This window comes from Xanthobacter aminoxidans (genome assembly GCF_023571765.1).
In the GTDB taxonomy this organism is placed as follows: Bacteria; Pseudomonadota; Alphaproteobacteria; order Rhizobiales; family Xanthobacteraceae; genus Xanthobacter; species Xanthobacter aminoxidans.
The window spans coordinates 1-25,297 of record NZ_JAMJXC010000034.1; the positions used below are offsets into that span (position 1 = coordinate 1).

The 25,297-nt window shown below is 68.5% G+C and carries 23 protein-coding genes and 1 pseudogene; 4 read left to right on the top strand and 20 right to left on the bottom strand.

What is annotated here, in order from left to right; translation table 11 throughout:
- Window positions 1–245 precede the first annotated feature (245 nt).
- Complete coding sequence (locus tag EJ105_RS26665; RefSeq protein WP_250168728.1) at window positions 246–1,016, bottom strand: alpha/beta hydrolase; 771 nt, start codon at window positions 1,014–1,016, stop codon at window positions 246–248.
- A 12-nt stretch (window positions 1,017–1,028) separates the two neighbouring features.
- Window positions 1,029–2,210 (bottom strand): succinyl-diaminopimelate desuccinylase, encoded by a 1,182-nt coding sequence (gene dapE / locus EJ105_RS26670; protein WP_250168729.1) that lies wholly within the window; start codon window positions 2,208–2,210, stop codon window positions 1,029–1,031.
- A gap of 162 nt (window positions 2,211–2,372) precedes the next feature.
- Between dapE and EJ105_RS26675 the strand changes: the two genes are divergently transcribed.
- The 3 genes from EJ105_RS26675 (at window position 2,373) to EJ105_RS26685 (ending at window position 6,030) form a co-directional block, all read left to right on the top strand.
- Window positions 2,373–5,006, top strand: coding sequence for a DUF3772 domain-containing protein (locus EJ105_RS26675; RefSeq protein ID WP_250168730.1), 2,634 nt, complete (start codon window positions 2,373–2,375; stop codon window positions 5,004–5,006).
- A 123-nt stretch (window positions 5,007–5,129) separates the two neighbouring features.
- Window positions 5,130–5,669: a CAP domain-containing protein gene (locus EJ105_RS26680; protein ID WP_029555888.1), complete on the top strand. Its 540-nt coding sequence runs from the start codon at window positions 5,130–5,132 to the stop codon at window positions 5,667–5,669.
- Between the two features lie 223 nt (window positions 5,670–5,892).
- A complete protein-coding gene (locus EJ105_RS26685) occupies window positions 5,893–6,030 on the top strand; it encodes a hypothetical protein (protein ID WP_156026258.1) in 138 nt (45 codons plus the stop codon).
- A 194-nt stretch (window positions 6,031–6,224) separates the two neighbouring features.
- Here the strand turns inward: EJ105_RS26685 and lpdA are convergent, their stop codons facing one another.
- The 18 genes from lpdA to EJ105_RS26775 all read right to left on the bottom strand — a co-directional run bounded on the left by lpdA (window position 6,225) and on the right by EJ105_RS26775 (window position 24,670).
- Window positions 6,225–7,628: a dihydrolipoyl dehydrogenase gene (gene lpdA / locus EJ105_RS26690; RefSeq protein ID WP_250168731.1), complete on the bottom strand. Its 1,404-nt coding sequence runs from the start codon at window positions 7,626–7,628 to the stop codon at window positions 6,225–6,227.
- A gap of 19 nt (window positions 7,629–7,647) precedes the next feature.
- A complete protein-coding gene (locus tag EJ105_RS26695) occupies window positions 7,648–7,932 on the bottom strand; it encodes a DUF2442 domain-containing protein (protein ID WP_250168732.1) in 285 nt (94 codons plus the stop codon).
- On the bottom strand, window positions 7,929–8,180 hold the full coding sequence (locus EJ105_RS26700) for a DUF4160 domain-containing protein (RefSeq protein ID WP_250168733.1): 252 nt from the start codon (window positions 8,178–8,180) through the stop codon (window positions 7,929–7,931). Before EJ105_RS26700 ends, EJ105_RS26695 begins: the two co-directional genes overlap by 4 nt.
- Window positions 8,181–8,182: 2 nt before the next feature.
- The gene (locus tag EJ105_RS26705; protein WP_250168734.1) at window positions 8,183–8,437 is read right to left on the bottom strand and encodes a hypothetical protein; all 255 of its coding nucleotides are present in this window, start codon (window positions 8,435–8,437) and stop codon (window positions 8,183–8,185) included.
- 11 nt (window positions 8,438–8,448) lie between these two features.
- Window positions 8,449–9,675 carry a 2-oxoglutarate dehydrogenase complex dihydrolipoyllysine-residue succinyltransferase gene (gene odhB, locus EJ105_RS26710; protein WP_250168735.1) on the bottom strand — a complete coding sequence of 409 codons (1,227 nt, stop codon included), beginning with the start codon at window positions 9,673–9,675 and terminating at the stop codon, window positions 8,449–8,451.
- Between the two features lie 27 nt (window positions 9,676–9,702).
- The gene (locus EJ105_RS26715; protein ID WP_024281006.1) at window positions 9,703–10,029 is read right to left on the bottom strand and encodes a YciI family protein; all 327 of its coding nucleotides are present in this window, start codon (window positions 10,027–10,029) and stop codon (window positions 9,703–9,705) included.
- A gap of 38 nt (window positions 10,030–10,067) precedes the next feature.
- Entirely contained in the window at window positions 10,068–13,022 is a 2,955-nt protein-coding gene (locus tag EJ105_RS26720; RefSeq protein ID WP_029555891.1) for a 2-oxoglutarate dehydrogenase E1 component, read from the bottom strand.
- Between the two features lie 476 nt (window positions 13,023–13,498).
- On the bottom strand, window positions 13,499–14,383 hold the full coding sequence (sucD, locus tag EJ105_RS26725; protein ID WP_024281008.1) for a succinate--CoA ligase subunit alpha: 885 nt from the start codon (window positions 14,381–14,383) through the stop codon (window positions 13,499–13,501).
- Window positions 14,383–15,585, bottom strand: coding sequence for an ADP-forming succinate--CoA ligase subunit beta (gene sucC, locus EJ105_RS26730; protein ID WP_250168736.1), 1,203 nt, complete (start codon window positions 15,583–15,585; stop codon window positions 14,383–14,385). The genes sucD and sucC overlap by 1 nt, the downstream gene beginning before the upstream one ends.
- Window positions 15,586–15,837: 252 nt before the next feature.
- Window positions 15,838–16,803, bottom strand: coding sequence for a malate dehydrogenase (gene mdh, locus EJ105_RS26735; RefSeq protein WP_250168737.1), 966 nt, complete (start codon window positions 16,801–16,803; stop codon window positions 15,838–15,840).
- A 767-nt stretch (window positions 16,804–17,570) separates the two neighbouring features.
- Window positions 17,571–17,912 (bottom strand): nitrogenase stabilizing/protective protein NifW, encoded by a 342-nt coding sequence (gene nifW / locus EJ105_RS26740; protein ID WP_250168738.1) that lies wholly within the window; start codon window positions 17,910–17,912, stop codon window positions 17,571–17,573.
- Window positions 17,913–17,951: 39 nt separating this feature from the next.
- Window positions 17,952–18,731: a serine O-acetyltransferase gene (gene cysE / locus EJ105_RS26745; protein ID WP_029555895.1), complete on the bottom strand. Its 780-nt coding sequence runs from the start codon at window positions 18,729–18,731 to the stop codon at window positions 17,952–17,954.
- 3 nt (window positions 18,732–18,734) lie between these two features.
- The gene (gene nifV, locus EJ105_RS26750; protein ID WP_029555896.1) at window positions 18,735–19,982 is read right to left on the bottom strand and encodes a homocitrate synthase; all 1,248 of its coding nucleotides are present in this window, start codon (window positions 19,980–19,982) and stop codon (window positions 18,735–18,737) included.
- 381 nt (window positions 19,983–20,363) lie between these two features.
- On the bottom strand, window positions 20,364–21,206 hold the full coding sequence (modD, locus tag EJ105_RS26755) for a ModD protein (RefSeq protein ID WP_250168739.1): 843 nt from the start codon (window positions 21,204–21,206) through the stop codon (window positions 20,364–20,366).
- 91 nt (window positions 21,207–21,297) lie between these two features.
- Window positions 21,298–22,095, bottom strand: a complete 798-nt coding sequence (locus EJ105_RS26760; protein ID WP_250168740.1) for an ankyrin repeat domain-containing protein — start codon at window positions 22,093–22,095, stop codon at window positions 21,298–21,300.
- Window positions 22,096–22,127: 32 nt separating this feature from the next.
- Complete coding sequence (locus EJ105_RS26765; RefSeq protein ID WP_250168741.1) at window positions 22,128–23,789, bottom strand: nitroreductase family protein; 1,662 nt, start codon at window positions 23,787–23,789, stop codon at window positions 22,128–22,130.
- Between the two features lie 2 nt (window positions 23,790–23,791).
- Entirely contained in the window at window positions 23,792–24,229 is a 438-nt protein-coding gene (locus tag EJ105_RS26770; RefSeq protein ID WP_250168742.1) for an ArsC/Spx/MgsR family protein, read from the bottom strand.
- A gap of 6 nt (window positions 24,230–24,235) precedes the next feature.
- Entirely contained in the window at window positions 24,236–24,670 is a 435-nt protein-coding gene (locus EJ105_RS26775; RefSeq protein ID WP_250168743.1) for a response regulator transcription factor, read from the bottom strand.
- A gap of 516 nt (window positions 24,671–25,186) precedes the next feature.
- Between EJ105_RS26775 and nifH the strand changes: the two are divergent.
- Window positions 25,187–25,297: pseudogene (gene nifH / locus EJ105_RS26780) on the top strand (nitrogenase reductase); the annotation flags it as partial.

The following is a 25,297-nucleotide window of genomic DNA, read 5'->3' on the forward strand; positions in this document are numbered from 1 at the left end:
TCAGGCTGGGTGTGTTCAAGCGGGCGGGGATCCGTGCCGGCTCACGGTCTTCAAGACCTGGGGCCCAACGATCTCCCGCCCGCTCCCATCCTGACACATCCCCAACACACAGGGGCCCAGCGCAACAGGCCGCCGAAGGCGCTTCCGAACCCCACCGTTCTCCGGCATTGACCGCTGCGCGGAACTCTTGCGCTGGCCCCCGGATCAGCGCTCCGGCTACGCCGTCGCTTGTCCGGGGAACTTCCTCACACCAGCCCCTCAACCGCCTCCGTCAGCCGCTCCAGATCCTCCGGGCGGGACAGGCGGTGGTCGCCGTCCTTGATGAGGGAGAACACCACGTCGTCCTCGGCGAGGCAGCTCACGAGGCGCATGGCGTGTTCCCACGGCACGTCCTCGTCCCGCGCGCCCTGAAGGATGCGCACCGGGCAGCCCACCGCGAACGGCGCGCCGAGCAGCAGATGGCGGCGCCCATCCTCGATCAGCTCGCGGGTGATGACATAGGGGTCCTCGCCATAGAGCGTCGGCTTGAGGAAGCGGCCCGTGGTCTCGATCAGCTCGCGCACCGGGGGCGGGAACTTGTCCCACATGAGGGCCTCGGTGAAGTCCGGCGCCGGTGCCACCAGCACCAGCCCCTTCAGCCGCTTCTCCCCCCGCGCCGCGAGGGCGCGGGCCAGCAGCAGCGCGATCCAGCCGCCCATGGACGAGCCGATGACCACTTGGTCGCCGGAGGTGGCGTGGTCGAACACCGCCAGCGCCTCGTTGAGCCAGCGCGAGACGGTGCTCTCCTCGAACGCCCCACCCGAGGCGCCATGGCCGGAATAGTCGAACCGCACGTTGGCCTGCCCCCGCGCCTGCGCCCAGCGGGCGAGGTGCTCGGCCTTGGTGCCGGTCATGTCCGACTTGAAGCCGCCGAGCCAGAACAGGCCGGGCACCGCGCCCGGGATGGCACGAATGGCGATGGCGCGGCCGTCCACGTCGAGGATGGAGGCGGTTTCGCCGGGGATGGTCTCGGTCATGGGGGCGTCCGCTCAGGCGAAGGTGGCGAAATAGCGCGCGATGATGCGGGAATAGATGCGCGTCAGCACCTCGAGGTCGGCCACCGGCGTCGCCTCGTCCACCTTGTGCATGGTCTGGCCGACGAGGCCGAACTCCACCACCGGGCAGATGTCCTTGATGAAGCGCGCATCGGAGGTGCCGCCGGACGTGGAGGCCTCCGGCCGTCGCCCCGTCTCCGCCTCGACCGCATCCGCCACCAGCTCCACGAAGGGTCCGGGGGCGGTGAGGAAGCTCTGGCTGGCGCCGGGCTGGAAGGCGAGATCGTAGGTGAGGCCGGCGCCGTCGATCCGGCGGATGATCTCGGACTTCAGCGTCTCCAGCGAATAGAGGTCGTTGAAGCGCACGTTGAAGCGGGCGGTGGCCTCGGCCGGGATCAGGTTGAACACCGGATTGCCCACATCGATGGAGATCACCTCCAGATTGGAGGGCGGGAAGAAGTCCGAGCCGTGATCAAGGGGCGCCGACGTCAGCTCGCCCACCAGCTTCAGGAGGCGCGGGATGGGATTGTCCGCGAGGTGCGGATAGGCGACGTGCCCCTGCACCCCCTTCACGGTGAGGATGCCGGAGAGGCTACCGCGCCGGCCCACCTTGAAGGCATCGCCCATGGCGTTGGGGTTGGTGGGCTCGCCGAGGACGCAGTGGTCGATGACCTCGCCCTTCTCCTTCAGCCACTCCACCACCTTCACGGTGCCGTCGAGGGCCGGGCCTTCCTCGTCGCCGGTGATGAGGAAGGAGAGGCTGCCGGTCTCCGGCCGGCCATGGCTGAGCGCGGCGGCGAGGAAGGCGGCCACCGCCCCCTTCATGTCCACCGCGCCGCGGCCGAAGAGCTTGCCATCCTCCACGGTGCCGGCGAACGGCCCGTGCAGCCAGTGGGCGGGATCGCCCTCGGGCACCACGTCCACATGGCCGGCGAAGCAGAGGTTGGGCGAGCCGGTGCCGATGCGGGCGTAGATGTTGGGGATGGGAATGCCGCCGCTGTCGAAGGTCAGGCGCTCCACATGGTATCCGAAGGCCTCCAGACGGCGGGAGACGATTTCCAGCGCGCCGCCCGAATCGGGGGTGACGGACGGCGCGCGGATCAGTTCGGTCGCCAGCGTCAGCGCATCGGGGACGTTTGCCCGCAGCTCGGGCTTGACGGAAGCATCGGCGGTCATCAGGAAAGCCTCATCGCTACCGGGGGATGACGAGATAGCGGCAAAGGTGCGGGTCTTTCCAGCGCTTTTGTCGCGGTTTGGGGCGACCTTTACGCCTTTATCCCCCATCCGCCACGAGGCTGCCGCCTTCGGGCGACAGGAACGCCGCCGCGGAGGTTCAATATGAAGGTGAAGACGTCCGCGGCCTTTCTGGTCGCGCTCGCCCTGTCGGTTTTCCCCCTGGCCCAGGCCGGCGCCCAGCAGGCCGCCAGCCCGCCGGTGCAGGGACAACAGCAGGGACAGGGCCAGACACAGGGCCACGGACAGGCTGCGCCCGCCGCCGCCACGCCCAATGCTGCCGCCGCGCCCCCCGCCGCAGCCGGCACCCCCGCGCCCGCCGCCGGCGATGCCACGCCGACGCAGCCGGTGGCCAAGCCCGCGCCGGTGCCGCCCGATCCGACCATCGTCGCCGCCCGCGAGAAGATGGAGGCGGCCCGCTCCGCCCTCGATTCCATCGACGCCGCCCTCGCGGTGGAAGGCCTGCGCCCCGGCGACCTCGACGAACTGCGCCAGCGCCTCGATCCGGCCCGCAAGGACCTCGCGGCCGTCTCCGACCAGATCGCCCCCCGCGTCGCCGATGCGGAGAGCCGCCTCAGCGGCCTCGGCCCCAAGCCCGCCGAGGGCGCCACCGAGGAGCCGACCGTCGCCGCCGACCGCGAGCGGCTCACCAAGATCTCCGCCGAACTCGGCGCCGTCCTGAAACAGAACCGCGCGCTGGTGCTGCGCGGCGACCAGATTTCCGACCGCATCAGCTCGCGCCGCCGCGCCTTGTTCACCGGCCAGCTGTTCGAGCGGGTGGATTCGGTCCTCGACCCCGACCTGTGGACCAACGCCTTCAACGCGCTGAATTCCGAGTTCCGCGCGCTGCGCTACTTCGGCAACGACTGGCGCGCCTATTCGGTGCGGCGCCTGTCGCCGCTGGCCGTCATCGGCATCGTCATCGGCGGCCTTGCCATCATGGCGGCCGTGGTGGCGGGCGGGCGCCTGCTGCGCAAGCGCCTGCGCACCCCCGCGCCGGCCGAGGGCGAGAGCTTCACCCGCCTGCGCTCGGCGCGCGAGGCGATGAAGGTGCTGTTCCTGAACGCCACGGTCGCGCCGGCCGCGGCCATGGCCGCCATCGCCTTCATCGGCGCCTTCGAGATCATTCCGCCCCGCGCCGAGGAGCTGGTGCAGGGCATCCTCATCGCCATATTCATCAAGGCCATCGGCAATGCCGTGGGCCGCGCCTTCCTGGCGCCGAACGAGCCGTGGCGCCGCCTGCCGCCGCTCTCGGACGGCGCCGCCGCCCTCACCTTCCGCTATTTCTCCTTCACCGTGTGGACGCTGGCCATCGCCGCCGCGCTCAACGCCCTGCACCGGGTGCTGTTCGCGCCCGTGGGACTGACTGTGGTGACGAGCGCGATCATGTCGCTGCTCATCGCCGGCTTCATCTCGCGCTTCCTCGTCGGCGCCGCCCGGGCGGAGGCCGATGCGGATACGACGAAGGACTCGGCGACCACCGACGCCGCGGCCATCGCCGCCACCGGCCCGGCACCGGCACCGCCGCGCTACATCCGCCTGTTCGTGTGGGTGGCGGTGTTCGCCCTCATCGGCGCGCTGGTGGCCGGTTACATCAGCTTCGCGGCCTTCGTCGCCGCGCGCATGGTCATCGCCGCCGCCGTGCTCGGCGTGCTCTATCTGCTCTATGCCCTCATCGACGCCTTCTTCGGCGAGGGGCTTTCGGCCGAGACACATCGCGCGCGGATGATCTCCAGCATGCTGGGCCTCAAGCCGGAGCGGGTGGAGCTGATCGGCGTCATCGCCTCCGGCCTGCTCAAGCTCCAGCTCTTTGTCGTCGCCGCCTTCCTCATCGTCGGCAGCTGGGGCACCTCCACCGCCGACATGATGGAGACGGTGGAGCGCGTCTCCTTCGGCGTGCGCATCGGCAACGCCACCATCACGCTGTGGAGCGTGGTCTATGCCGTGCTGCTGCTGCTCGTCAGCCTCGCGGCGGCGCGCGGCCTGCAGAAATGGGTGTCGAGCGCGCTCCTGCCCCGCACGGGGCTTGAGCCCTCGCTGCAATCCTCCATCTCCACCATCGTCGGCTATGTGGGCACCATCATCGCCGTGATGGTCGCCATGGGGCAGCTGGGGCTGAACCTCGAGAACATCGCGCTGGTCGCCGGTGCCCTCTCGGTCGGTATCGGTTTCGGCCTTCAGTCGGTGGTGTCGAACTTCGTCTCCGGCCTGATCCTGCTCGCCGAGCGACCGATCCGGGTGGGCGACACCATCAACGTGAAGGGCGAGGAAGGCTATGTGCGACGCATCTCGGTGCGTTCCACGGAGATCGAGACCTTCGAGCGCGCCACGGTGATCGTCCCCAATGCCGACCTCATCACCGGCATGGTGAAGAACTGGACGCACTCCAACACCACCGGCCGCATCATCGTCGCCGTCACCGTCTCCTATGACAGCGACCCGGAGGAGGTGCGCGACATCCTGGTCGGCTGCGCGTGCGACCATCCGCAGGTGCTCCAGACGCCGCCGCCGCGTGTGTTCCTGATGAAGTTCGCCGACGCGGGCATCGTGTTCGAGCTGCGCTGCGTGGTGGCCAACGTGGACTATGCGCTGACCGTGAAGAGCGACCTGCATTTCCAGGTGCTCTCGCGCTTCCGCAAGGCGCATGTGGGCATGGTGGCCCAGCCCTGGGCGGCGCTGGCCCGCGCCCCCCGCGACATGGTGCCCCCGCCCCCGGCGCCGCCCGATCCGCTGCAATAGGCCGGGGCCGGGAGGGCCGGGCGCGCTAACGCTTCCTCAACCCTCCCGGCGCACAAGACAGGGGGAATGCCGGGGGGCCGCCCCCCGAAAGCCCGCCCGAAAAGGCCAGCCGGAAGCCGAGACATGCGCGAACAGATCCTCCGCCGCTCCCTCCTCGCCGGTGCCGGCCTTGCGCTTCTCGCCGTCCTCGCCGGCTGCGCCACCACCGAGCAGATCGACACCCAGCCGGCCTTCTACATCAACCTCGCCAAGACCGGTAAGCCGGTGGACGCGGCCGCCGCGGCCTCCCTCCTCTCCGACTACCGGACCGCGCGCGGCCTGCCGGCGGTGACCATCGACGACACGCTGAGCCGCCTCGCCCAGGACCAGGCCAACGCCATGGCCAAGGCGGACAACCTCTCCCACGAGGTGGGCGGGCGCAATTTCATCACCCGCATCAAGGCCTCGGGCTATGACGCGAAGCGGGCGGTGGAGAATGTGGGCGCCGGCTACCACACTTTGGCCGAGGCCTTCTCCGGCTGGCGCGATTCCCCCTCGCACAACAAGAACATGCTGGAGCCGGGCGTGACCCGCATGGGCATCGCCACGGCCAACGCCCCCAATTCCAAGTACAAGGTGTATTGGGCGCTGATCCTCGCCCAGCCGGACGACGCCTCGCGCTGAGGGAACATTGCCCTGAAGGCCCGTGCGCTTGACTCACGGGCCTTCGGTCAAGCCCGCGCGGCGCCTGAGCGCGGCCCGCACGGCCTCGGTCGAAGGCCGAGGCCGATGGCATGACAGCCAAGCTGCGCATGTTCGTGATCGTGCGGTACGGGCGGAGGGCTTTCCCGCCGGGCCTTTCTCTGGCCTAATCAGCGCGTTGATACGTGACAGGCAGGAGAGGAAGATGAAGCGGATCGCTTTCGTCGTGTGCGCCCTGAGCGTCCTCGCCGGCCCGGCGCTCGCGTGCCCGGGCATGACCAACGCCTCCGTCGGCGACACCACCACCACCGCCAGCAATCCGGTGACCCAGAAGGGCGGCTGATTTCGGCGCGCGCGCCTCGGCTTCCTCCCGGAAGGAACCTCCGTTCCCCGGCCCTCGGGCCGGGGCTTTTTTATGCGCGGAACGCAAAAGGCCGGCGGGATGCCCCGCCGGCCTTTTATGCTCCTTGCCACGCTCAAGCGCCGCGCGGGCTGATCGCGGGCCCCCTGAGGCAAGCTCACGGGCCCGCCGCGCCCTCACATGTGGATGGCGCGCTTCTCCACGGCCATGGCCGCTTCCTTCACCGCTTCCGAGCGGGTGGGATGGGCGTGGCAGGTGCGGGCGAGGTCTTCCGACGAGCCGCCGAACTCCATCAGCACCGCGCATTCGTGGATCATCTCGCCGGCCTCGGGGCCGATGATGTGGGCGCCCAGCACCTTGTCGGTGGCGGCGTCGGCGATGATCTTCACGAAGCCGTCCGTGGTGTTGTTCACCTTGGTGCGGCCGTTGGCGGTGAAGGGGAACTTGCCGACCTTGTAGGCGACGCCCGCGGCCTTCAGATCGTCCTCGGTCTTGCCGACGGAAGCGACCTCCGGGAAGGTGTAGACCACGCCGGGGATCACGTCATAGTTCACATGGCCCGCCTTGCCGGCCAGCTGCTCCGCCAGCGCCACGCCCTCGTCCTCGGCCTTGTGGGCGAGCATGGGGCCGACGATCACGTCGCCGATGGCGTAGATGCCGGGCACGTTGGTGGCGAAGTGGTGATCGGTGACCACGCGGCCGCGCGCATCCTTGGCGACGCCCGCCTCCTCCAGCCCGAGGCCGGCGGTGAAGGGGATGCGGCCGATGGCGACCAGCACCACGTCCGCCTCCAGCACCTCGGCGGCGCCGCCCGCGGCGGGCTCCACCGAGACCTTGAGCGTCTTGCCCTTGGTGTCGACGCCCGTGACCTTGGTGCCGAGCTTGAAGGTGAAGCCCTGCTTGTCGAGGATGCGCTGGAAGGACTTGGCCACGTCCGAATCCATGCCGGGCAGGATGCGGTCGAGGAATTCCACCACGGTGACCTGCGCGCCAAGGCGGCGCCACACCGAGCCCAGCTCCAAGCCGATGACGCCCGCGCCCACCACGACGAGCTTGCCGGGCACCTTGGGCAGCTTCAGCGCACCGGTGGAGGAGACGATGCGCTCCTCGTCGATGGTCACGCCCGGCAGCGGAGCGACGTCGGAGCCGGTGGCGATGACGATGTTCTTCGTCTCCAGCACCTCGACCTTGCCGTCGGCGTTGAGGGTGACTTCCACCTTGCCGGGGCCGAGGATCTTGCCGGCGCCCATGTAGACGTCGACCTTGTTCTTCTTCAGCAGGAACTCGACGCCCTTCACATTGCCGTCCACGCCGCGGTCCTTGAAGGCCAGCATGGCGGGCAGATCGAGCTTGGGAGCCGGGACACCGATGCCCATCTCGCCGAACTTGTGGCCGGCTTCCTCGAACAGCTCGGAGGCATAGAGCAGCGCCTTGGAGGGGATGCAGCCCACGTTCAGGCAGGTGCCGCCATGGGTGCCGCGCTTCTCCACCACCGCGACCTTGAGGCCGAGCTGGGCCGCGCGAATGGCGCACACATAGCCGCCGGGGCCGGTGCCGATGATGATGAGATCGTAGGACATGGTTTCCTCGGTTCAGGTATCACTCGGCCGCAGGACGGTCGGCAAGCGCCTCCGCCTCGAGCCGCAGGGCATCGGCGCAGAAATCGATTTCCTCGCCGTCTGGGCAGATCCATTCGAGGCTCGATCCACCAGAGCCCACATGGGCGGTGGCGAAGAAAGCCGGATCGGAAAGGGGGCGGGTCGCCTCGCCCCAGGCGAATTTCTCTGAAAAGTCGAGGGTCGCGGAAAAGCCGTCCGCATAGGTCAGCCGGACCAGCGGAAAGCGGGGCACCTCGACCGAGACGATGGTGTTTCCGAGCTTCATCCGATCTTCCCCGGCGACTGGCGCACCACGGCCTTCTTCCAGCAGGTCACCAGTTCGTCTTCATGGGCCTTTGCCCAATCCAGAACCGCCCTCAATTTGGGGGCGGGCAGCGATCCTTCCAGCACATCCCAGCTGTTCAGCGCGATCAAGGCCTGATGCTCGGCGAACCGGGCGTGGAAATGCGGAGGCGGATGATCGCTGAAGAAGAACTGGATGGTCACGCCCTCCACGATGGCCACGGTCGGCATTCTCATTTCCGTTCGGAGGGGGGATCAGCCGGAACGAGGCGCTCGAGCACGACTAGAAAGACCAGTCCCAATACCACCGCGCCGGCAAAGAAAGCGAAGGCCCAGACTTGCTCGGGGAAGCTCTGGCCCATCATCAGCCCCGGGCTGGCCATGATGATCTCGAACGCCCGTCCTCCGAACCAGCCGCTGAAGGCCGCGCAGACGGCTCCCGCATAGGCGAGAAGAAGGATGGCCAGACGCTTCCGGTGCCTGGCCATCCCTCACATCCTCACAGATCCAGCACGAGGCGCGCGGGATCTTCCAGGGTCTCCTTCACGCGCACCAGGAAGGTCACGGCCTCGCGGCCGTCGACGATGCGGTGGTCGTAGGAGAGGGCGAGGTACATCATCGGGCGGATCACGATCTGCCCCTTGATCACCACCGGGCGCTCCTCGATGCGGTGCATGCCGAGGATGCCCGACTGCGGCGCGTTGAGGATGGGGGTGGACATCAGCGAGCCGTAGATGCCGCCGTTGGTGATGGTGAAGGTGCCGCCCTGCATCTCCTCGATGCCGAGCTTGCCGTCACGCGCCTTGCGGCCGTAGCCGGCGATGGCCTTCTCGATCTCGGCGACGGAGAGCAGGTCCGCGTCGCGCACCACCGGAACCACGAGGCCCTTCTCGGTGCCCACCGCGATACCGATGTTGTAATAGTTCTTGTAGACGAGGTCCTGGCCGTCGATCTCGGCGTTCACCGCCGGGATGTCCTTCAGCGCCGCGATCACCGCCTTGGTGAAGAAGCCCATGAAGCCGAGCTTGGTGCCGTGCTTCTTCTCGAACGCATCCTTGAACTGGCTGCGCAGGCTCATCACCGCGGTCATGTCCACGTCGTTGAACGTGGTGAGCATGGCGGCGGTGTTCTGGGCGTCCTTCAGGCGGCGCGCGATGGTCTGGCGCAGCTTGGTCATCTTCACCCGCTCCTCGCGGGCGGCGTCGGTCGGCGCCGAGGGGGCGCGCACCGCAACCGGTGCGGGCGCGGCGGCGGCCGAGGCGCCGGCAGCGATGGCGGCCAGCATGTCGCCCTTGGTGACGCGGCCGTCCTTGCCGGAGCCGGAGACGTCGGCCGGGTTCACACCGGTCTCGGCGGCGATGCGGCCAACGGCCGGGCCGTTGCTGCCGGCCGCAACAGCGGCGGCGGGAGCGGCGGCCGGGGCCGGAGCGGGTGCAGCGGCGGGAGCGGGAGCTGCGGCGGGGGCAGCGGCCGGAGCGGCCTCGGCGCCCGAGCCGGCGCCGATATTGCCGAGCAGCGCGCCAACACCGACGGTCTCGCCGTCCTTGGCGATGATCTCGGAGAGGACGCCCGAGGCCGGAGCCGGCACCTCGACGGTCACCTTGTCGGTCTCGAGCTCCACCAGCGGCTCATCGGCCTTGACGGCCTCGCCGGGCTTCTTGAACCACTTGCCGATGGTCGCCTCGGTAACGGACTCGCCCAGGGTGGGCACGCGGATCTCGGTCATTGTGTTCGCCCCTTGAGGGGGCCTCCCTCAGACTTCGGCTTGGGCCGGGCGTGGCGCCCGGCGCTCGATGAGCGACAGAATGGGCATCACCGCATAGGTGAAGCCCAGGTCCGCCTTGATGACGGGATCCCGAAGCGAGAGGCCGGTCGCGGCGGCCTCGTCGGGTACTTCGATGACGGCCATCCCCCAGATGCCCGCCGGGTCCGCCACCGGACCGACGGCGAGGGCCGTGCCGGCCTCCGCCTCGGCCTGCCAGAAGGCGAAGTGCGCGCCCATGGCATCCATCTCGGCCGCGCTCGCGTCCGAGGGAAAGCTCGGGCGCGGCGGGGAGAGGCGGAGCAGGAAGTGCGGCACGGCGCGTCCTCTTTCGGGGCGGTTTTTCGGGTGTCGGATCAGCCCAGGGCTTCCTCGAGGAAGGCCTTGAGCTGCGCCATGTGCTTGGACATGAGGCCGGTGGCCGTGGCGGCCGACGCCGGACGGCCGGCATAGCGCGGACGCCGCGCGGCACCGCCCGCCTGCTCCAGCACCCACTCCAGATAGGGCTGCACGAAGGCCCAGGACCCCTGGTTCTTCGGCTCCTCCTGGCACCACACGACCTCGGCATTCTTGAATCGGCCGAGCTCCTGCACCAGCGTCTTGAGCGGGAACGGATAGAGCTGCTCCACGCGCAGCAGGTAGACGTCGTCCACGCCCCGCTTCTCGCGCTCCTCCAGCAGGTCATAATAGACCTTGCCCGAGGACAGCACGACGCGGCGGATCTTGTCGTCCGGCTGGAGCTTGATGGTGTTCTCGTCCGGGTGCGACTGGGCGTCGTCCCACAGCACGCGGTGGAAGGTGGTGCCGGTCACCATGTCCGACAGGTTGGACACCGCCCGCTTGTGGCGCAGCAGCGACTTGGGCGTCATCAGGATGAGCGGCTTGCGGAATTCCCGCTTCATCTGCCGGCGCAGGATGTGGAAGTAGTTGGCCGGGGTGGTGACGTTGGCCACCTGCATGTTGTCCTCGGCGCACAGCTGCAGATAGCGCTCGAGGCGGGCGGAGGAGTGCTCCGGACCCTGGCCCTCATAGCCGTGCGGCAGCAGGCAGACGAGGCCGGACATGCGTAGCCACTTGCGCTCGCCCGAGGAGATGAACTGGTCGAACACCACCTGCGCGCCGTTGGCGAAGTCGCCGAACTGCGCCTCCCAGAGCACCAAGGTGTTGGGCTCGGACAGCGTGTAGCCGTACTCGAAGCCGAGCACCGCCTCTTCCGAGAGCATCGAATTGATGACCTCGTACTTGGCCTGGGTCTCGGAGAGGTGGTTGAACGGCTTGTAGCGGGCCTCGGTCTCCTGGTCGAGCAGCACCGAATGGCGCTGGGAGAAGGTGCCGCGCTCCACGTCCTGGCCCGACAGGCGGACCGGGTGGCCTTCCAGCAGCAGGGAGGAGAAGGCGAGCGCCTCGCCGGTCGCCCAGTCGATGCCCTTGCCGTCCTCGATGGCCTTCTTGCGGTTGTCGAGGAAGCGCTGGATGGTGCGGTGGACCTGGAAGCCCTCCGGCACGGTGGTGATCTTGGCCCCGATGGCCTTCAGCTCGTCTTCCGGCAGGCCGGTGTTGCCGCGGCGCGGATCGTCGTCCTCATGGGTGGGCTTGAAGCCGGCCCAGCGGCCGTCGAGCCAGTCGGCCTTGTTGGGCTTGTAGGCCTGGCCGGCCTCGTGCTCGGCCTCGAGGCGGTCGCGCCACGCATTGCGCATGGTGTCCACCTCGCCGGCGGTCACCACGCCCTCGGCTTCCAGCTTCTTGGTGTACAGCTCAAGCACGCTCGCGTGCTGGCGGATCACCTTGTACATCTTCGGCTGGGTGAACGCGGGCTCGTCGCCCTCGTTGTGGCCGAAGCGGCGGTAGCAGAACATGTCCACCACCACCGGCTTGTGGAAGCGCTGGCGGAACTCGGTGGCCACCTTGGCGCAGAACACCACGGATTCCGGGTCGTCGCCGTTGCAGTGGAAGATCGGCGCCTCGATCATCTTCGCCACATCCGATGGATAGGGCGAGGAGCGCGAATAACGCGGATTGGTGGTGAAGCCGATCTGGTTGTTGATGATGAAGTGGATCGAGCCGCCGGTGCGGTGACCCTTCAGGCCGGAGAGGCCGAGGCACTCGGCCACCACGCCCTGGCCGGCGAAGGCGGCATCGCCGTGCAGCAGCAGGGGCAGCACCTTGGTGCGCTCGGTGTCGCCCAGCTGGTCCTGCTTGGCGCGGGCCTTGCCCAGCACCACCGGATCGACGATCTCGAGGTGCGACGGGTTGGCGGTCAGCGACAGGTGGACCTTGTTGTTGTCAAACTCGCGGTCGGACGAGGCGCCGAGGTGATACTTCACGTCGCCCGAGCCTTCCACGTCGTCGGGCGCCCAGGAGCCGCCCTTGAACTCGTGGAACAGGGCGCGGTGGGGCTTGCCCATCACCTGGGTCAGCACGTTCAGGCGGCCGCGGTGGGCCATGCCGAACACGATGTCCTTCACGCCGAGATTGCCGCCGCGCTTGATGATCTGCTCCAGCGCCGGGATCAGGCTCTCGCCGCCGTCGAGGCCGAAGCGCTTGGTGCCGGTGAACTTCACGTCGAGGAACTTCTCGAAGCCCTCGGCCTCCACCAGCTTGTTGAGGATGGCGCGCTTGCCCTCGCGGGTGAAGGTGACTTCCTTGTCCGGCCCCTCGATGCGCTCCTGGATCCACGCCTTCTCCTCGGGCGAGGAGATGTGCATGAACTCGACGCCGATGGAGGCGCAATAGGTGCGGCGCAGGATGGCGACCATCTGGCGGACGGTCGCGAATTCGAGGCCCAGCACGTGGTCGATGAAGATCTTGCGGTCGAGGTCGGCCTCATAGAAGCCGTAGGAGGCCGGGTCCAGCTCCGGCGCCTCGCGCGGCGGGGTCAGGCCGAGCGGGTCGAGATTGGCGTGCAGGTGGCCGCGCATGCGGTAGGCGCGGATCATCATCAGCGCCTTGACGGAATCGCGGGTGGCCTGCTGCACCTCGGTGGCGGAGAATTCGACGCCGGACTTCTGCGCCTTGGCCTTCACCTTGTCGGCGATGGCCTTCTCCACCTCGATCCACTGGCCGTCCATGGCCGAGACCAGCTCGCCGTTGGCGTGCACCGGCCAGTTGGGCTTCTTCCAGGAGGCGCCGCGGGCGTTCTCGATCACCTGGTTGGGATCGTCCTTCAACGCCGCGAAGAAGGCCTGCCACTCAGCGCTGACCGAATTGGGATCGGTCTCATAGCGGGCGTAGAGATCCTCGATCCAGGCGGCATTGGCGCCATAGAGGAAGGAGGTGTTCAGGAATACGTCGTTCTGTTCCGCGCGCGACATGGGCTTGTTCCCGGAAGACCGTGGCGCCTCACTCTCCTTGAGCGCATTTCGCGCGGAAAATGAAGCCCCAAGGCCGCTCGTCTGCCACAAATCCGGCGCCCGGCCCTTGCCGGACGCCCCGTCACCCCTGCGAGGCTCGTGGCGGCCTTCGACAGCAGTGCTCGACAACCTTCATATGGGCAGAGCGGCCACCGGCCGAAAGGCCGGCGCCTCGCCCCGTCCGAACCGCGCTCGCCAGTCGCCGAACTTCATGGCGATTGCGCGGCGGATGCCTAGAGCGCGATCCGAGCGGATTGAACCAATCCGCTCGGTGAATCGCCCTCTAACTCCAGGAAAGAGAACGCGTGATCCGATCAGATTGCGATGCAATCTGATCGGCGCGTGCTCTTGCGGGAGCGGAATTCCAAGGCTTTCGCCCGGCGTTCCCGCTCCCGGTCATCCAAGCGGCGATCCCCCGGCCAGGCCGGGGGAAAGCCTCAGCCCTTCAGCACCTCGACGAGGGTCTTGCCGAGGCGCGCGGGGGACGGAGACACGCGGATGCCCGCTGCCTCCATGGCCGCGATCTTGTCCTCTGCGCCGCCCTTGCCGCCGGAGATGATGGCACCGGCATGGCCCATGCGACGGCCGGGAGGGGCCGTGCGGCCGGCGATGAAGCCCACCATCGGCTTCTTGCGGCCCTTCTTCGCCTCATCGGCGATGAACTGCGCCGCATCTTCCTCCGCCGAACCGCCGATCTCGCCGATCATGACGATCGACTCGGTCTTGGGGTCGGCGAGGAACATCTCCAGCACGTCGATGAATTCCGTGCCCTTCACCGGATCGCCGCCGATGCCCACCGCCGAGGTCTGGCCGAGGCCTTCCTGGGTGGTCTGGAACACGGCTTCGTAGGTCAGCGTGCCGGAGCGCGAGACGATGCCCACCGAGCCGGTCTTGAAGATGTTGGCCGGCATGATGCCGATCTTCGACTGGCCGGCGGTGACGATGCCGGGGCAGTTGGGGCCGATGAGGCGGCTCTTGGAGCCGGACAGGGCGCGCTTCACCTTCACCATGTCGAGCACCGGAATGCCCTCGGTGATGCAGACGATGAGCGGGATCTCCGCGTCGATCGCCTCGAGGATGGCGTCGGCGGCGCCCGGAGGCGGCACATAGATCACCGAGGCGTCGGCGCCGGTGGCTTCCTTGGCCTCGATCACGGTGTCGAACACCGGCAGGTTGAGGTGGGTGGTGCCACCCTTGCCCGGCGAGGTGCCGCCGACCATCTTCGTCCCGTAGGCGATGGCCTGCTGGGCGTGGAAGGTGCCGTTCTTGCCGGTGAAGCCCTGGGTGATGACCTTGGTGTTGGCGTCGATCAGCACGGACATCACGCAGCTTCCTTCTTCACGGCCGCGACGATCTTCTGCGCCGCATCATCGAGATCATCGGCGGGGATCACATTGAGCCCGCTCTCACGGATGATCTGCTTGCCTTCTTCCACATTGGTGCCTTCGAGGCGCACCACGAGGGGCACCTGGAGGCCGACCGCCTTCACCGCCGCGATCACGCCGTTGGCGATCACGTCGCACTTCATGATGCCGCCGAAGATGTTGACGAGGATGCCCTTCACGTTCGGATCGGCGGTGATGATCTTGAACGCCGCCGTCACCTTCTCCTCGTTGGCGCCGCCGCCCACGTCGAGGAAGTTCGCCGGGCTCTCGCCGTAGAGCTGGATGATGTCGAGGGTCGCCATGGCGAGGCCCGCGCCGTTGACCATGCAGCCGATGGTGCCGTCGAGGGCGATGTAGGCGAGGTCGTACTTGGACGCCTCGATCTCCTTCTCGTCCTCTTCCGTCAGGTCGCGCAGCTCGACGAGCTTGGGATGGCGGAACAGGGAGTTGGAATCGAAGGACACCTTGGCGTCGAGCACGCGCAGGTTGCCGTCCTTGGTGACGATGAGCGGGTTGATTTCCAGCATCGCCATGTCGGTCTCGACGAAGGCGGTGTAGAGCACCTCGGCCAGCTTGCCGGCCTGCTTGGCGAGTTCGCCGGACAGGCCGAGGGCCTTGGCGATCTTGCGGCCGTGGAAGCCCTGCACGCCGGTCACCGGGTCCACCGAGAAGGTCACGATCTTCTCAGGGGTGGAGTGGGCGACTTCCTCGATGTCCATGCCGCCTTCGGTGGAGACCACGAAGGCCACGCGCGAGGTGACGCGGTCCACGAGCAGGGAGATGTAGAACTCCTTCTCGATGTCCGAACCTTCCTCGATGTAGAGGCGGTTCACCTGCTTGCCGGCCGGGCCGGTCTGGATGGTGACGAGGGTGCGGCCGAGCATCTGGCCGACGAACTCCTTCACCTCATCCACGGACTTGGCGAGGCGCACGCCGCCCTTCTCGCCGGCCTCGGGCTCCTTGAACTTGCCCTTGCCACGGCCGCCGGCGTGAATCTGCGACTTCACCACCCAGAGCGGGCCACCCAGCTCCTTGGCGGCGGCTTCCGCCTCCTCGACCTTCAGCACGGGAATGCCGCGCGAGACCGGGGCGCCGAAGCTCTTCAGCAGCGCCTTGGCCTGATACTCGTGAATATTCATCTTCCGTGTCCCTCAGGGTTGCGATGTGTCCCTTTCCCCGCCCCGGCCCGTCCCGGGTCCCGCGCAATTGCGGGACCGCCCGGTCAAGACCGCCTCCACCGCAGAAGGGGGACCCGCGCCACCGCCCCGGCCCGAAGGACTGGAGCGAGGATGCGGTCTCCCCCGAGGAGGGGAACACTCGTCTCCTTCACCACGCCGGTTGTACCCCGGCACGAAAACGGCGCGCCTTGCGGCACGCCGTCATGAGCGAGATCACTTCCCGAGGCCGGGTGCGATCTTCAGGCAGGCCTCCACCAGTCCTTCGACTGCGGCGACCGATCTTTCGAACATGGCGCGCTCGGACCGGTCGAGTTCGACCTCCACGATACGCTCCACCCCCCGCGCGCCGATGACGGCCGGCACGCCGAGATAGATATCCCTGAGCCCGTATTCCCCATCGAGCCGTGCGGCGACCGGGAGCAGGCGCTTCTTGTCCTTCAGGTAGCTCTCCGCCATGGCGATGGCGGCGGCGGCCGGCGCGTAGAAGGCCGAGCCAGTCTTGAGCAGGTTGACGATCTCCGCCCCGCCGTCGCGCACGCGCTGGACGATGGCGGCGATGCGCTCCTCGCTGGTCCAGCCCATGCGGATGAGGTCCGGCACCGGGATGCCGCCCACGGCGGAATAGCGCACCAGCGGCACCATGGCATCGCCGTGCCCGCCCATGACGAAGGCGGTCACATCCTCCACCGAGACGCCGAACTCCTCGGAGAGGAAGAAGCGGAAGCGGGCGGAATCGAGCACGCCGGCCATGCCCACCACCTTCTCCGGCGGCAGGCCGCTGGTGCGCTGGAGCGCCCAGACCATGGCATCGAGCGGGTTGGTGATGCAGATGACGAAAGCGTCAGGCGCATATTTGCGCAGGCCCGCGCCCACCTGCTCCATCACCTTGAGGTTGATGGCGAGGAGGTCGTCGCGGCTCATGCCCGGCTTGCGCGGAACGCCGGCGGTGACGATCACCACGTCGGCACCGGCGATGGCATCATAACTGGAGGCGCCCCAGATGCCCGCGTCGAACCCCTCCACGGGGGCGAGCTGGGCGAGGTCCAGGGCCTTGCCGTCGGGAACGCCGTCGGCGACGTCGAACAGCACGATGTCGCCCAGTTCCTTCAGTCCAGCCAGAAGGGCGAGCGTACCGCCGATCTGGCCGGCCCCGATGAGGGCGATCTTGTTGCGGGCCATCCCAAATCCCCGGTAACCGCTGCGGAGCCGGCACATGAGACGAGCCGCCGCAGGAACGCGGCGCTTGACTACTCCCATCCGTCCGGGGGTTCAAGCCGGCCGCACTGCACAAATAGTGGCATCGAGCGGGATTTTGCCGCAAAAACGGGTCGTTTTGCGCCGATTTTCTGCTGATTTGCACCATGCGGAAAACCATCCCGCAGGGCGGTGCAGCGGCCTACCACCGGCCACACCCGAAAAGGCAACGCTTCCGCCCGCTCGGGCGGCATGACGCTCGCGCCCGCCCGGCGGCAGGGCGAGACTGCAAGGGGCCGGCGCAGCGCCGTGCGATCTGGAAAAGTCCGGAAAGCCAGAGGGGGAAGGCGCGCGGGGGCCGGCATGGTCCACCCGAATGGGGCAGGATCACACGGCCTCTGGCCTTGCGTAAGGGATCTGGGCGGTTCTGGCGCCACCCATGCGCCGGGTCCGGACGCGCGCCCGGACCGGGGCCAGCCCACCGCCGGGACCGGCCCGGGGGTCTTGGCACGTGGCCGGGGTCATCAACGCGGCGGTCATCAGCGCTCCTCGGCGCCGGTCCTTAAGGAAATCTGCCCTCTCCCCGCACACGGCCGAGCGACCAGCCGGATGAAAGAAATAAAACAACGTCAATATCAACGAACAAAAAGCAGGGAGAGGGCAGCCGGCCGGAGCACTTCGGGGGCGCTCCGGCGGAAGGGTGGCCCCACCTTCATCCGCGCGGCTGCGCGGAGGGGCGGGACGAGACGGTCTCAGCTTCCGGTCTTGAGCGAGCCGAGCTGGACGAAGGCGGGCTTGGCGGCGGGGGCCGCCGGGCGGTTCGGATCGTGCTCCTTCAGCACCTTGAACACGCGCTCCGCCATGGGGTTGGACTTGATGAAGTCGGCATAGGCCTGTCCCAGCATGGTCTGGGCGGCGGAATAGATCTCCTCTTCGCCCATGCCGTCGAACTCGGCCGAGACGAGGTACTGGCCCATGCGCCGCAGGATATGGAGGCGCAGCACCTGCAGCACTTCCGGCTGGTATTCCACCTGCAGCACCTCGAAGAACTCCTCGGCGCTTCCGAGAGACTTCAGCTTGTCGATGATGGACATGTCGCTCTTTCTCCTGTCGATCAGCCCAAGTCTGGGATGTCAGGCCGCCTCGTCCGCGCTCGCCGGGCGGCCGCGCTGGCGCTCGCCCTGCAGGTGGGTGAGGCGGGCCTCGAGGAACTCGATCCGGTCCAGCAGGGAGACGATGGCCTCGCCCACCGGGTCCGGCATCAGATGGTGCTCAAGGTCGATGCGGCCGTCGCCGAGCTTGCGGCGGTCGGATGTGGGTTTCACCACCCGGCCGGGAATGCCCACCACCGTCATGGCCGGCGGGACATCCTCGATCACCACCGAATTGGCGCCGACCCGGCAGCCGGCCCCCACCGTGATCGGCCCGAGGATCTTGGCTCCCGCGCCCACCAGCACGCCGTTGCGCAGGGTGGGATGGCGCTTGCCCGCCGTCCAGGACGTGCCGCCCAGGGTCACGCCATGGTACAGGGTGACGTCATCGCCGATCTCGGCGGTCTCGCCGATCACCACGCACGCGCCGTGATCGATGAAGAAGCGCCGGCCGATGGTGGCGCCGGGGTGGATGTCCACATTGGTCAGGAAACGGCCCAGCCAGGAGAGGAAGCGGGCCGGGAACTTCACCCCCCGCCGCCACAACCGGCTGGCAAGCCGATGCCAGATGATGGCGTGGACGCCGGGATAGGTGAGCACGATCTCGAACGTGTGCCGGGCCGCCGGGTCCCGCGCCTTCACGCAGTTCACATCCTCGCGGATGAGCTGCCACACCGTGAAGGACGCCGCCGGCGCATCCAGCGCGGTCGCCGTGGCGAGGGGCACCTCGGTACCGTGCCACTTGGGGCTTCCCATGATCATGGATCAGGCTCCCATCACGGCGGCGTGGCGGCGCTTCAGCGCTTCTTCGGTGAAGCTGTCCTCGTAGAGGCGACGCAGCACCTGGGGCGTCACCGTCTCCTTGGTGCGCACCGAGAAGTCGCGCACCCGGGCGAGGATGGCGCGGCCGCGGGCCTCGTCCACCGCCAGCCCCTCGTCGGCGAGGGCCTTGGAGATGGCGGCAAGGCCGGAATGCTTGCCCAGCACCACGCGGTGGGAGCGGCCGAGCAGTTCCGGGTTCAGCGCCTCGTAGGTGCCACGATCCTTCAGCAGGCCGGCAACATGGATGCCGCTCTCGTGGGTGAACACATCCTCGCCCACGATGGCCTTGGTGCGCGGCATGGCGCGGCCGGCGGCGGCCATCACCTTCTCCGCCAGCGGGCGCAGGGCGCGCGGGTCGATGCCACTTTCGGCGCGGGCGGTCTGGCGCAGGGCGATGGCGACTTCCTCCAGCGCCGCATTGCCGGCCCGCTCGCCGAGCCCCACCACGGTGACGCTGGCATGGCGGGCGCCGCCGGTGACGGCCGCGAGGGTGTTGGCGGTGGCAAGGCCCAGATCGTCGTGGGCGTGGAACTCGATCTCGAGGTCCGTGGCATTGGCGACGCGCCGCACCAGTGCATAGGTGGAGAAGGGATCGAGCACGCCCAGCGTGTCGGCGAGGCGCAGGCGGAAGGCACCCGCCTCCCGCGCCACCTCGGCCACCCGGCACAGGAAATCGGGATCGGCGCGGGAGGCGTCCTCGCAGCCGATGGCCACCGTGAAGCCGAGCTTGGTGGCCAGCGTCGCCACATGCTTCAGGGCTGCGAGCGCCCAGTCGCGGTCGCGGTTCAATTTGCCCTTGAGCTGGCGGTCGGAAGTGGGAATGGAGAGATTGACGTAGCTGACCCCGGCGGAGACCGCCGCAAACAGGTCTTCCTCGCTCATCCGGCACCAGGCGGCGACCCGCAGCGGCAGCTTGAGCGAGACGATGGAGCGCAGCGTCTCGATCTCCTCGTCGCCCATGGCGGGCGTGCCGGCCTCGATCTCGGGCACGCCGGCGGCGGCGAGCGCCTCGGCGATCTCGATCTTCTCCTTGCGGGTGAAGGCGACGCCCGGCGCCTGCTCGCCATCGCGGAGCGTGGTGTCGTTGAGGAAGACCGTGCGGGCGGCCGCAGCCCCTGCCGCCGAACCGCCAGCCTCCGCCGAGGACCGGCCGGAGCGCCCAGATGTCACCGATGGAGACTTCGCGAGCATGGTGTCTTCCTCAAGTCCCGTGACCCTAAGTCCCTTGGCCCTGAACCGCGCCTGTGGTGAGCCGGAGCATCGAAGCCGCCCACCATTCGCCAGCAGCGCCTGACAGGGATCACGCAAACCGCGTGCCATTGCCGCAAGCCATTCTGGAATCGATGGAAATCAGGGAGCGCCCAGCTGTCGCAAAGCCGACAGCCGGCAAGCTTGTCCGAGGTTCGACAGGATCACGACAGACGAGACACGTGCGACACACCGTGTTGTCGGTATCGAACATACGTATAATTACGTAGTCGCCCATTCCCGTCCGGTCATTTCTTGCCGTGGCCGGACGAATTCACGGGTGAGGGCAGATCATCCGGTGCGAGAGCCGGCGGCAGGCGCCGCTCAGGCCGGGCCGATCACCACCTTCACGTCGGCGGGCTTCGCCCAATAGGGTGCCGACGTCACCAGCACATGGGCGCCGGCCGCGGCATAGGCGGCGGCGTTGGAGAGATTGACGCCGCCGGCCGCCGCCACCTTCGTGCCGGGAGAATGTTCCGCGGTGAGGGCGACCACCTGCCGGATGTCGTCCGGCGTCATCTTCTCGCACTGGAGCACGTCCGGCCGCGCGGGAAGAACGGCCTCGGCCTCCTCCGGCGTCTTCACTTCCACCACCACCTTCTTCTCCGGCGCCTGCCGGCGCAGCCGCGCGATGCCCTCGGCGGGATCGGCGAGGAAGGCGGCATGTTCGGGAAACAGCAGCAGCGTCTCGGACAGGCCAAGCCGGTGCGGGAAGGCGCCGCCGGCGCGGATGGCGGCGATCATCTGCGCCTTGGCACCGGGCAGGGTCTTGCGCGTCGTCACCACCGCCACCTCGGGCGACACCGCCCGCGCGGCGGCCACGATGTCGGCGGTGAGAGTGGCGATGCCGGAGAGATATTCCACCAGCGTCTGCGCCACCTTCCACGCCCGGAAGATGGGACCGGCCGCGCCCTCGGCGAGGAGGAAGGTGTCGCCCTGCGGCACCCGCGCGCCGCTCGCCGCCAGCAGATCGGCCTTGACGCCGGCCGTGAGGAACAGCTCGCGCGCCAGCTCCACGCCACAGAGCGTGGTGTCGCCGCGCACGGCCATGGAGAGGCGCGCGTCGCGGCCGGCGAGGCCGAGGCTCTCGGTCGTCAGATCGCCATAGGGCGCATCCTCGGCGAGGAGGGCGTCCACCATGGCCTGCGTCCACCAGCGGTAGCTCATGCGCCGTATCCTCGCTCAGTCCCGATACAGCAGGATTAGCGTGGGCAGACCGCAGGGTCCACGAGACAAAGCGCGACGCGACACTTGGACGTCAGACCGGGGCCGCTGCCCGGGCCTCTTTGGTCGCGCGCCGCAGCAGCGTGAGGCATTCGATGGTGGAGGCGAGGTCCAGCGCGGAGAAGCCGTCCAGGGTCTCCGGCCGCGGATCAGCCCCACGCGCGAGCAGTTTCTCCACCACGCCGGCCTTGCCGGCGGAGGCCGCATACATCAGCGCCGTGGCGCCATTGTCGTTGGCGCTGTCGATGGCGATGCCCGCGTCCACCAGCGCATCGATGATGTGGAGATGATCGCCCACGCAGGCGATCCACAGCGCGGTGTTGCCGTCCGCATTGCGGATGTCGAGGGCGGCACCGGCAGCGATGAGGGCCGCGACCGTCTCGCCGAGCCCCTCCGCGCAGGCCTTCATCAGCGGCGTCATGCCGTTCTCGGCGGTGGCATTCAGCCCGTCAGGCGGAAAGCCGCGACTGGCGATCCAGGCCGAGAGCGCGGGGTCGAGCACGGCGGCGGACTGTTGCGACTGCACGTGGCTGAACCAGGCCTCATAGCCGCCGTCCACGCTCGTCACGTCGGAGAAGCCGAAATCCGACAAGGCCTGCGCATACTCCTGGCTGGCGTTGCCGTGATAGCAATAGATGACCACCGGCTGCGCCTTCGGCGTGGTGCCGATGATGTCGCCGAGATTGCCGAACGCCATGTTCCGCGCGCCCGCCACATGGCCGGCGGCGTAGGAATTGGCGTCGCGCACATCGAGCAGCAGGGCCTTGCCCGTGCCGACGATGGCCACCGCCTCCGCGACGCCGATGCGGCGGAAGGGCGTGCGCTGTTTCATGATCGTCTCCCCAAATCCGGCGCCTATCCCGCTCAGGCGCCCCGGCCGGGATAGGCCGGCTCGGTGGTGATGCGGTCGTCGACGGCGGCGCGCCCGACGGTGAAGTGGTAGATGGACTGGAAGGCCGCGCCTTCGAGCCCCAGCAGCTGGTGCAAATCGTCATCGAAGAAACAGCCGATGCCGGTACCACGGAAGCCCGCCGCCTCCGCTTCCAGATAGAGCGACTGGCCGACCATGCCCGCCTCCCAATGGAGCTGGCGGTAGCGCCACGCCTCCGCCGTCACCAGCGGCTCGAATTCGGCGAGCATGGCGAGGGCGAACGAGCTGTCGCTGGCGATGGCCTGATGGCAGCTCACGGTGCGGGCGATGCCGCGGCAGTCGGTTTCCACCAGCCGATAGATCGGCAGGTGCGCCGGCACGCCCTCCGGCTTTTCCCAGGTGAAGTCGGAGCGCAGCGCGGCCTTGAGATCCGCGATCACACCGTCCCGGCGCGGCAGGGCATAGAGGCCGGGGCTAAGCCCCTCCACGCGATGCACGAACAGAAGCGGATGGACGCGGGCCTCGAAGGGGGCGGCATCGAACGGCGCCGCAGCGCGCGGCAGCAGCGCATCCATGAGGCCGAGGAACACGTCGCGGGACATCGTGCTGCCCTTGGCGGTGAAGCGCTGCGCGCTGCGCCGGCCGAGGATGACGGAGGCCGCCCGCGCGTCACCGGTCGCCTCGCGGGGCGGAAGGGCGGGAGCCGCCACCCCCTCCCCCGCATCGGCGCCGGCGCGATGGGTGGCAAGGCTCACCTGATCGATCACCGGCCAGCGATAGAGCGGATGCCGGTCCAGCACATTGGCCCGCCCCATCCAGCGCCCACCCACCGGCAGCTGCGGCAAAGCCGGCAGATCGCCGCCGGCCGGAGCCAGAGCGATCAGGATGTCGGGATCCTCCCGCTCGGCCCCGGCGAAGTCCGCCGCCCGGTCGAGGCCGATGCGGCGGGCGATGTCGGCGCTGGGGGCCTCCACCAGATGCGCCGTCCAGCCGAGGCACGCGGCGGCGTAACGCACGGCGGCCAGCGCGTGGCCGAGATCCAGTTGGCAATAGCGGAAGGCGCGCTCGCCATATTTCCACGCCTCGCGCCAATGGATGGACGACAACGCGAGGAACAGCGACGGCGCCCCGCCGGCCGGCCCGAACCTCTGCTCCATGGCGAAGCCGGAGGCGCCCGCCACCACCACCACATCCGGTCCCGACGGCGCGAAGCGATGCTCCAGCGCATGGTCGCGGCTGACATAATGGTGCACGCCATCGTCGAGACCGGCGATGCGCCCGGCGATCACATAAGCCTCGGTGGGGTGCAGATTGCCGCTGGAGGGATTGCAGCGCAGCGCCCAGCGATCGGGGCCCAGCTGCTTCCAGGCGGCGAGGCCGAAAGAGAGTTCCAGCAGCAAGGCGACGCCGGCAAGATCCAGCGGCGCGGGCGCCACCGTTCCCGACACCATCTCGGCAAAGGAGACGCCGAGCCCTTCCGCCGCCAGCGGCAAGGCGGTGCGCGGCGCGCCCTCATACTCCCGGAACGGATTGGGCTGCATGTCCCAATCCAGCGTCTCGGGGCCGGCCGCGTAGCCCTTCAGGCTGTGCTTGGTTCGGGCGTGGTAGGCCAGCGCCGCCTCGAAGGGACGCGCGGGGGGCAGCAGCGCGTTCATGTTCAGGACGCCTTCCGTTCGCCGGGGTCCGGACAGGGATGGGCCTCGCCGGGATGGGAGCAGCCCTCCAGAGGCAGCGCCCCCGGCAGGGCCGGTCCCAGCAGGGAGGTGACGGGCTCGCGGTCGAAGCCGGCGCAGCGGGCACCCTCCACCTCCACCAACGGGCGGCGGATGAGCAATGGCTCCGCCAGCATCAGCGCAATGGCGGCCTCGGCCTCCACCGCCTCGGGCTTGACCTCGCCCGACTTCACCTTCGGCGCCGCCGGATTGAACCAGGTCGCAACCGGCGTCGCGCCGAAGAAGGACTTCAGGCGCTCCGCCGTCCACGGCTCGGTCAGGAGGCTGCGGACGTCCAGCGTGTGGCCTGCATTGGCGAGGGCGAGCTTCTGCCGGGCATTGGTGCCGCAGCCCGGCTTCTCCCAGAAGGTGACGTGGGCCACGGCGCCCTACTTCATCACGGAGAGCTGCACGAGCTGCGCGCCGCCGTCGCGGCCGAGCACCGTATCCACCTTCTTGCGCACGCCCTCCAGCGTCAGCGGCTTCACCACCGCGCCATGGGCGCCGGCCTTCAGCCCGCTCACCGCCACCGCCTCTTCCGACCTGTCGGTGACGATGAGGATGCGCACGCCGGGAAACTTCGTCTTCATCTCGCCGATCAGCGCATCGCCGCGCGCCTTGAGCAGGCCGACGCCGAGCAGGACCACGTGCGGCATCAGCCAGCCCTGCCCCTTCTCATAGGCCTCCTCGGGGGTGGCGAGCTCGTGGGTCTCGATCTCGTCGTGCAGCATGAACTGGAGCGCCGCGCGGGTGATCTCGTCCTCGTCCACCACGAAGACACGCCGCTGGTCCACCGCCTTGGACGTCTCAACGCCGATCTGCATCTGTCGCCTCGCTCATAACTTGCGTTTATCGCGCGCCGATCCCCGTTGTCGGCACCGCCCGCCTGCTGCAGCGGGCCGGGTTCGGGACCACGGCCGTCCGCGCGCGAGCGGGTTGATGAACCGTCAAGCAAGTTCCGTTCCTCGCCCGCAACCACAGTCCTGGACGGGATTGCTCCGGCGACGGCGCGTCGAGCGCACGGCATATGTCCCAATCCCGACACACGACCCGTACCTGTCGGGTTCGACACACCATCCGAAAGGCCAAGGAAGGCCCCCTCGCACCCCCGGAATTTGATTGAGATCAAAGGCCTGCGGGGTGTTGGGGCGAGTGGCACGCTGGTTGCTCCTGCCATGGCGCAACAGCGAGTGAGGGCTGAGTGCACGCCTAGGCCGCCGCCAGCGATGCGCTCCTTCCCGTAACCCGCGGGGCGTTTCCGATCGATATTGCTGACGAGAGAAACGGCCTCGCGCCAATTCGCGCGGTGGTCTTCCAAAGTAGGTTCGAAGGAGAGCAAGATGGCTTCGCTGCGACAGATCGCGTTTTACGGCAAGGGTGGCATCGGCAAGTCCACCACGTCCCAGAACACGCTTGCGGCCCTGACCGAGCTTGGTCAGCGCATCCTCATC

Bases quoted from the DNA above. Each gene is read 5' to 3' on its own strand.
- EJ105_RS26665 (WP_250168728.1), bottom strand. From the start codon at position 1,016: ATGACCGAGACCATCCCCGGCGAAACCGCCTCCATCCTCGACGTGGAC.
- dapE (WP_250168729.1), bottom strand. From the start codon at position 2,210: ATGACCGCCGATGCTTCCGTCAAGCCCGAGCTGCGGGCAAACGTCCCC.
- EJ105_RS26675 (WP_250168730.1), top strand. From the start codon at position 2,373: ATGAAGGTGAAGACGTCCGCGGCCTTTCTGGTCGCGCTCGCCCTGTCG.
- EJ105_RS26680 (WP_029555888.1), top strand. From the start codon at position 5,130: ATGCGCGAACAGATCCTCCGCCGCTCCCTCCTCGCCGGTGCCGGCCTT.
- EJ105_RS26685 (WP_156026258.1), top strand. From the start codon at position 5,893: ATGAAGCGGATCGCTTTCGTCGTGTGCGCCCTGAGCGTCCTCGCCGGC.
- lpdA (WP_250168731.1), bottom strand. From the start codon at position 7,628: ATGTCCTACGATCTCATCATCATCGGCACCGGCCCCGGCGGCTATGTG.
- EJ105_RS26695 (WP_250168732.1), bottom strand. From the start codon at position 7,932: ATGAAGCTCGGAAACACCATCGTCTCGGTCGAGGTGCCCCGCTTTCCG.
- EJ105_RS26700 (WP_250168733.1), bottom strand. From the start codon at position 8,180: ATGCCGACCGTGGCCATCGTGGAGGGCGTGACCATCCAGTTCTTCTTC.
- EJ105_RS26705 (WP_250168734.1), bottom strand. From the start codon at position 8,437: ATGGCCAGGCACCGGAAGCGTCTGGCCATCCTTCTTCTCGCCTATGCG.
- odhB (WP_250168735.1), bottom strand. From the start codon at position 9,675: ATGACCGAGATCCGCGTGCCCACCCTGGGCGAGTCCGTTACCGAGGCG.
- EJ105_RS26720 (WP_029555891.1), bottom strand. From the start codon at position 13,022: ATGTCGCGCGCGGAACAGAACGACGTATTCCTGAACACCTCCTTCCTC.
- sucD (WP_024281008.1), bottom strand. From the start codon at position 14,383: ATGTCCGTGCTGATCGACGCCAACACCAAGGTCATCACCCAGGGCTTC.
- sucC (WP_250168736.1), bottom strand. From the start codon at position 15,585: ATGAATATTCACGAGTATCAGGCCAAGGCGCTGCTGAAGAGCTTCGGC.
- mdh (WP_250168737.1), bottom strand. From the start codon at position 16,803: ATGGCCCGCAACAAGATCGCCCTCATCGGGGCCGGCCAGATCGGCGGT.
- nifW (WP_250168738.1), bottom strand. From the start codon at position 17,912: ATGTCCATCATCGACAAGCTGAAGTCTCTCGGAAGCGCCGAGGAGTTC.
- cysE (WP_029555895.1), bottom strand. From the start codon at position 18,731: ATGATCATGGGAAGCCCCAAGTGGCACGGTACCGAGGTGCCCCTCGCC.
- nifV (WP_029555896.1), bottom strand. From the start codon at position 19,982: ATGCTCGCGAAGTCTCCATCGGTGACATCTGGGCGCTCCGGCCGGTCC.
- modD (WP_250168739.1), bottom strand. From the start codon at position 21,206: ATGAGCTACCGCTGGTGGACGCAGGCCATGGTGGACGCCCTCCTCGCC.
- EJ105_RS26760 (WP_250168740.1), bottom strand. From the start codon at position 22,095: ATGAAACAGCGCACGCCCTTCCGCCGCATCGGCGTCGCGGAGGCGGTG.
- EJ105_RS26765 (WP_250168741.1), bottom strand. From the start codon at position 23,789: ATGAACGCGCTGCTGCCCCCCGCGCGTCCCTTCGAGGCGGCGCTGGCC.
- EJ105_RS26775 (WP_250168743.1), bottom strand. From the start codon at position 24,670: ATGCAGATCGGCGTTGAGACGTCCAAGGCGGTGGACCAGCGGCGTGTC.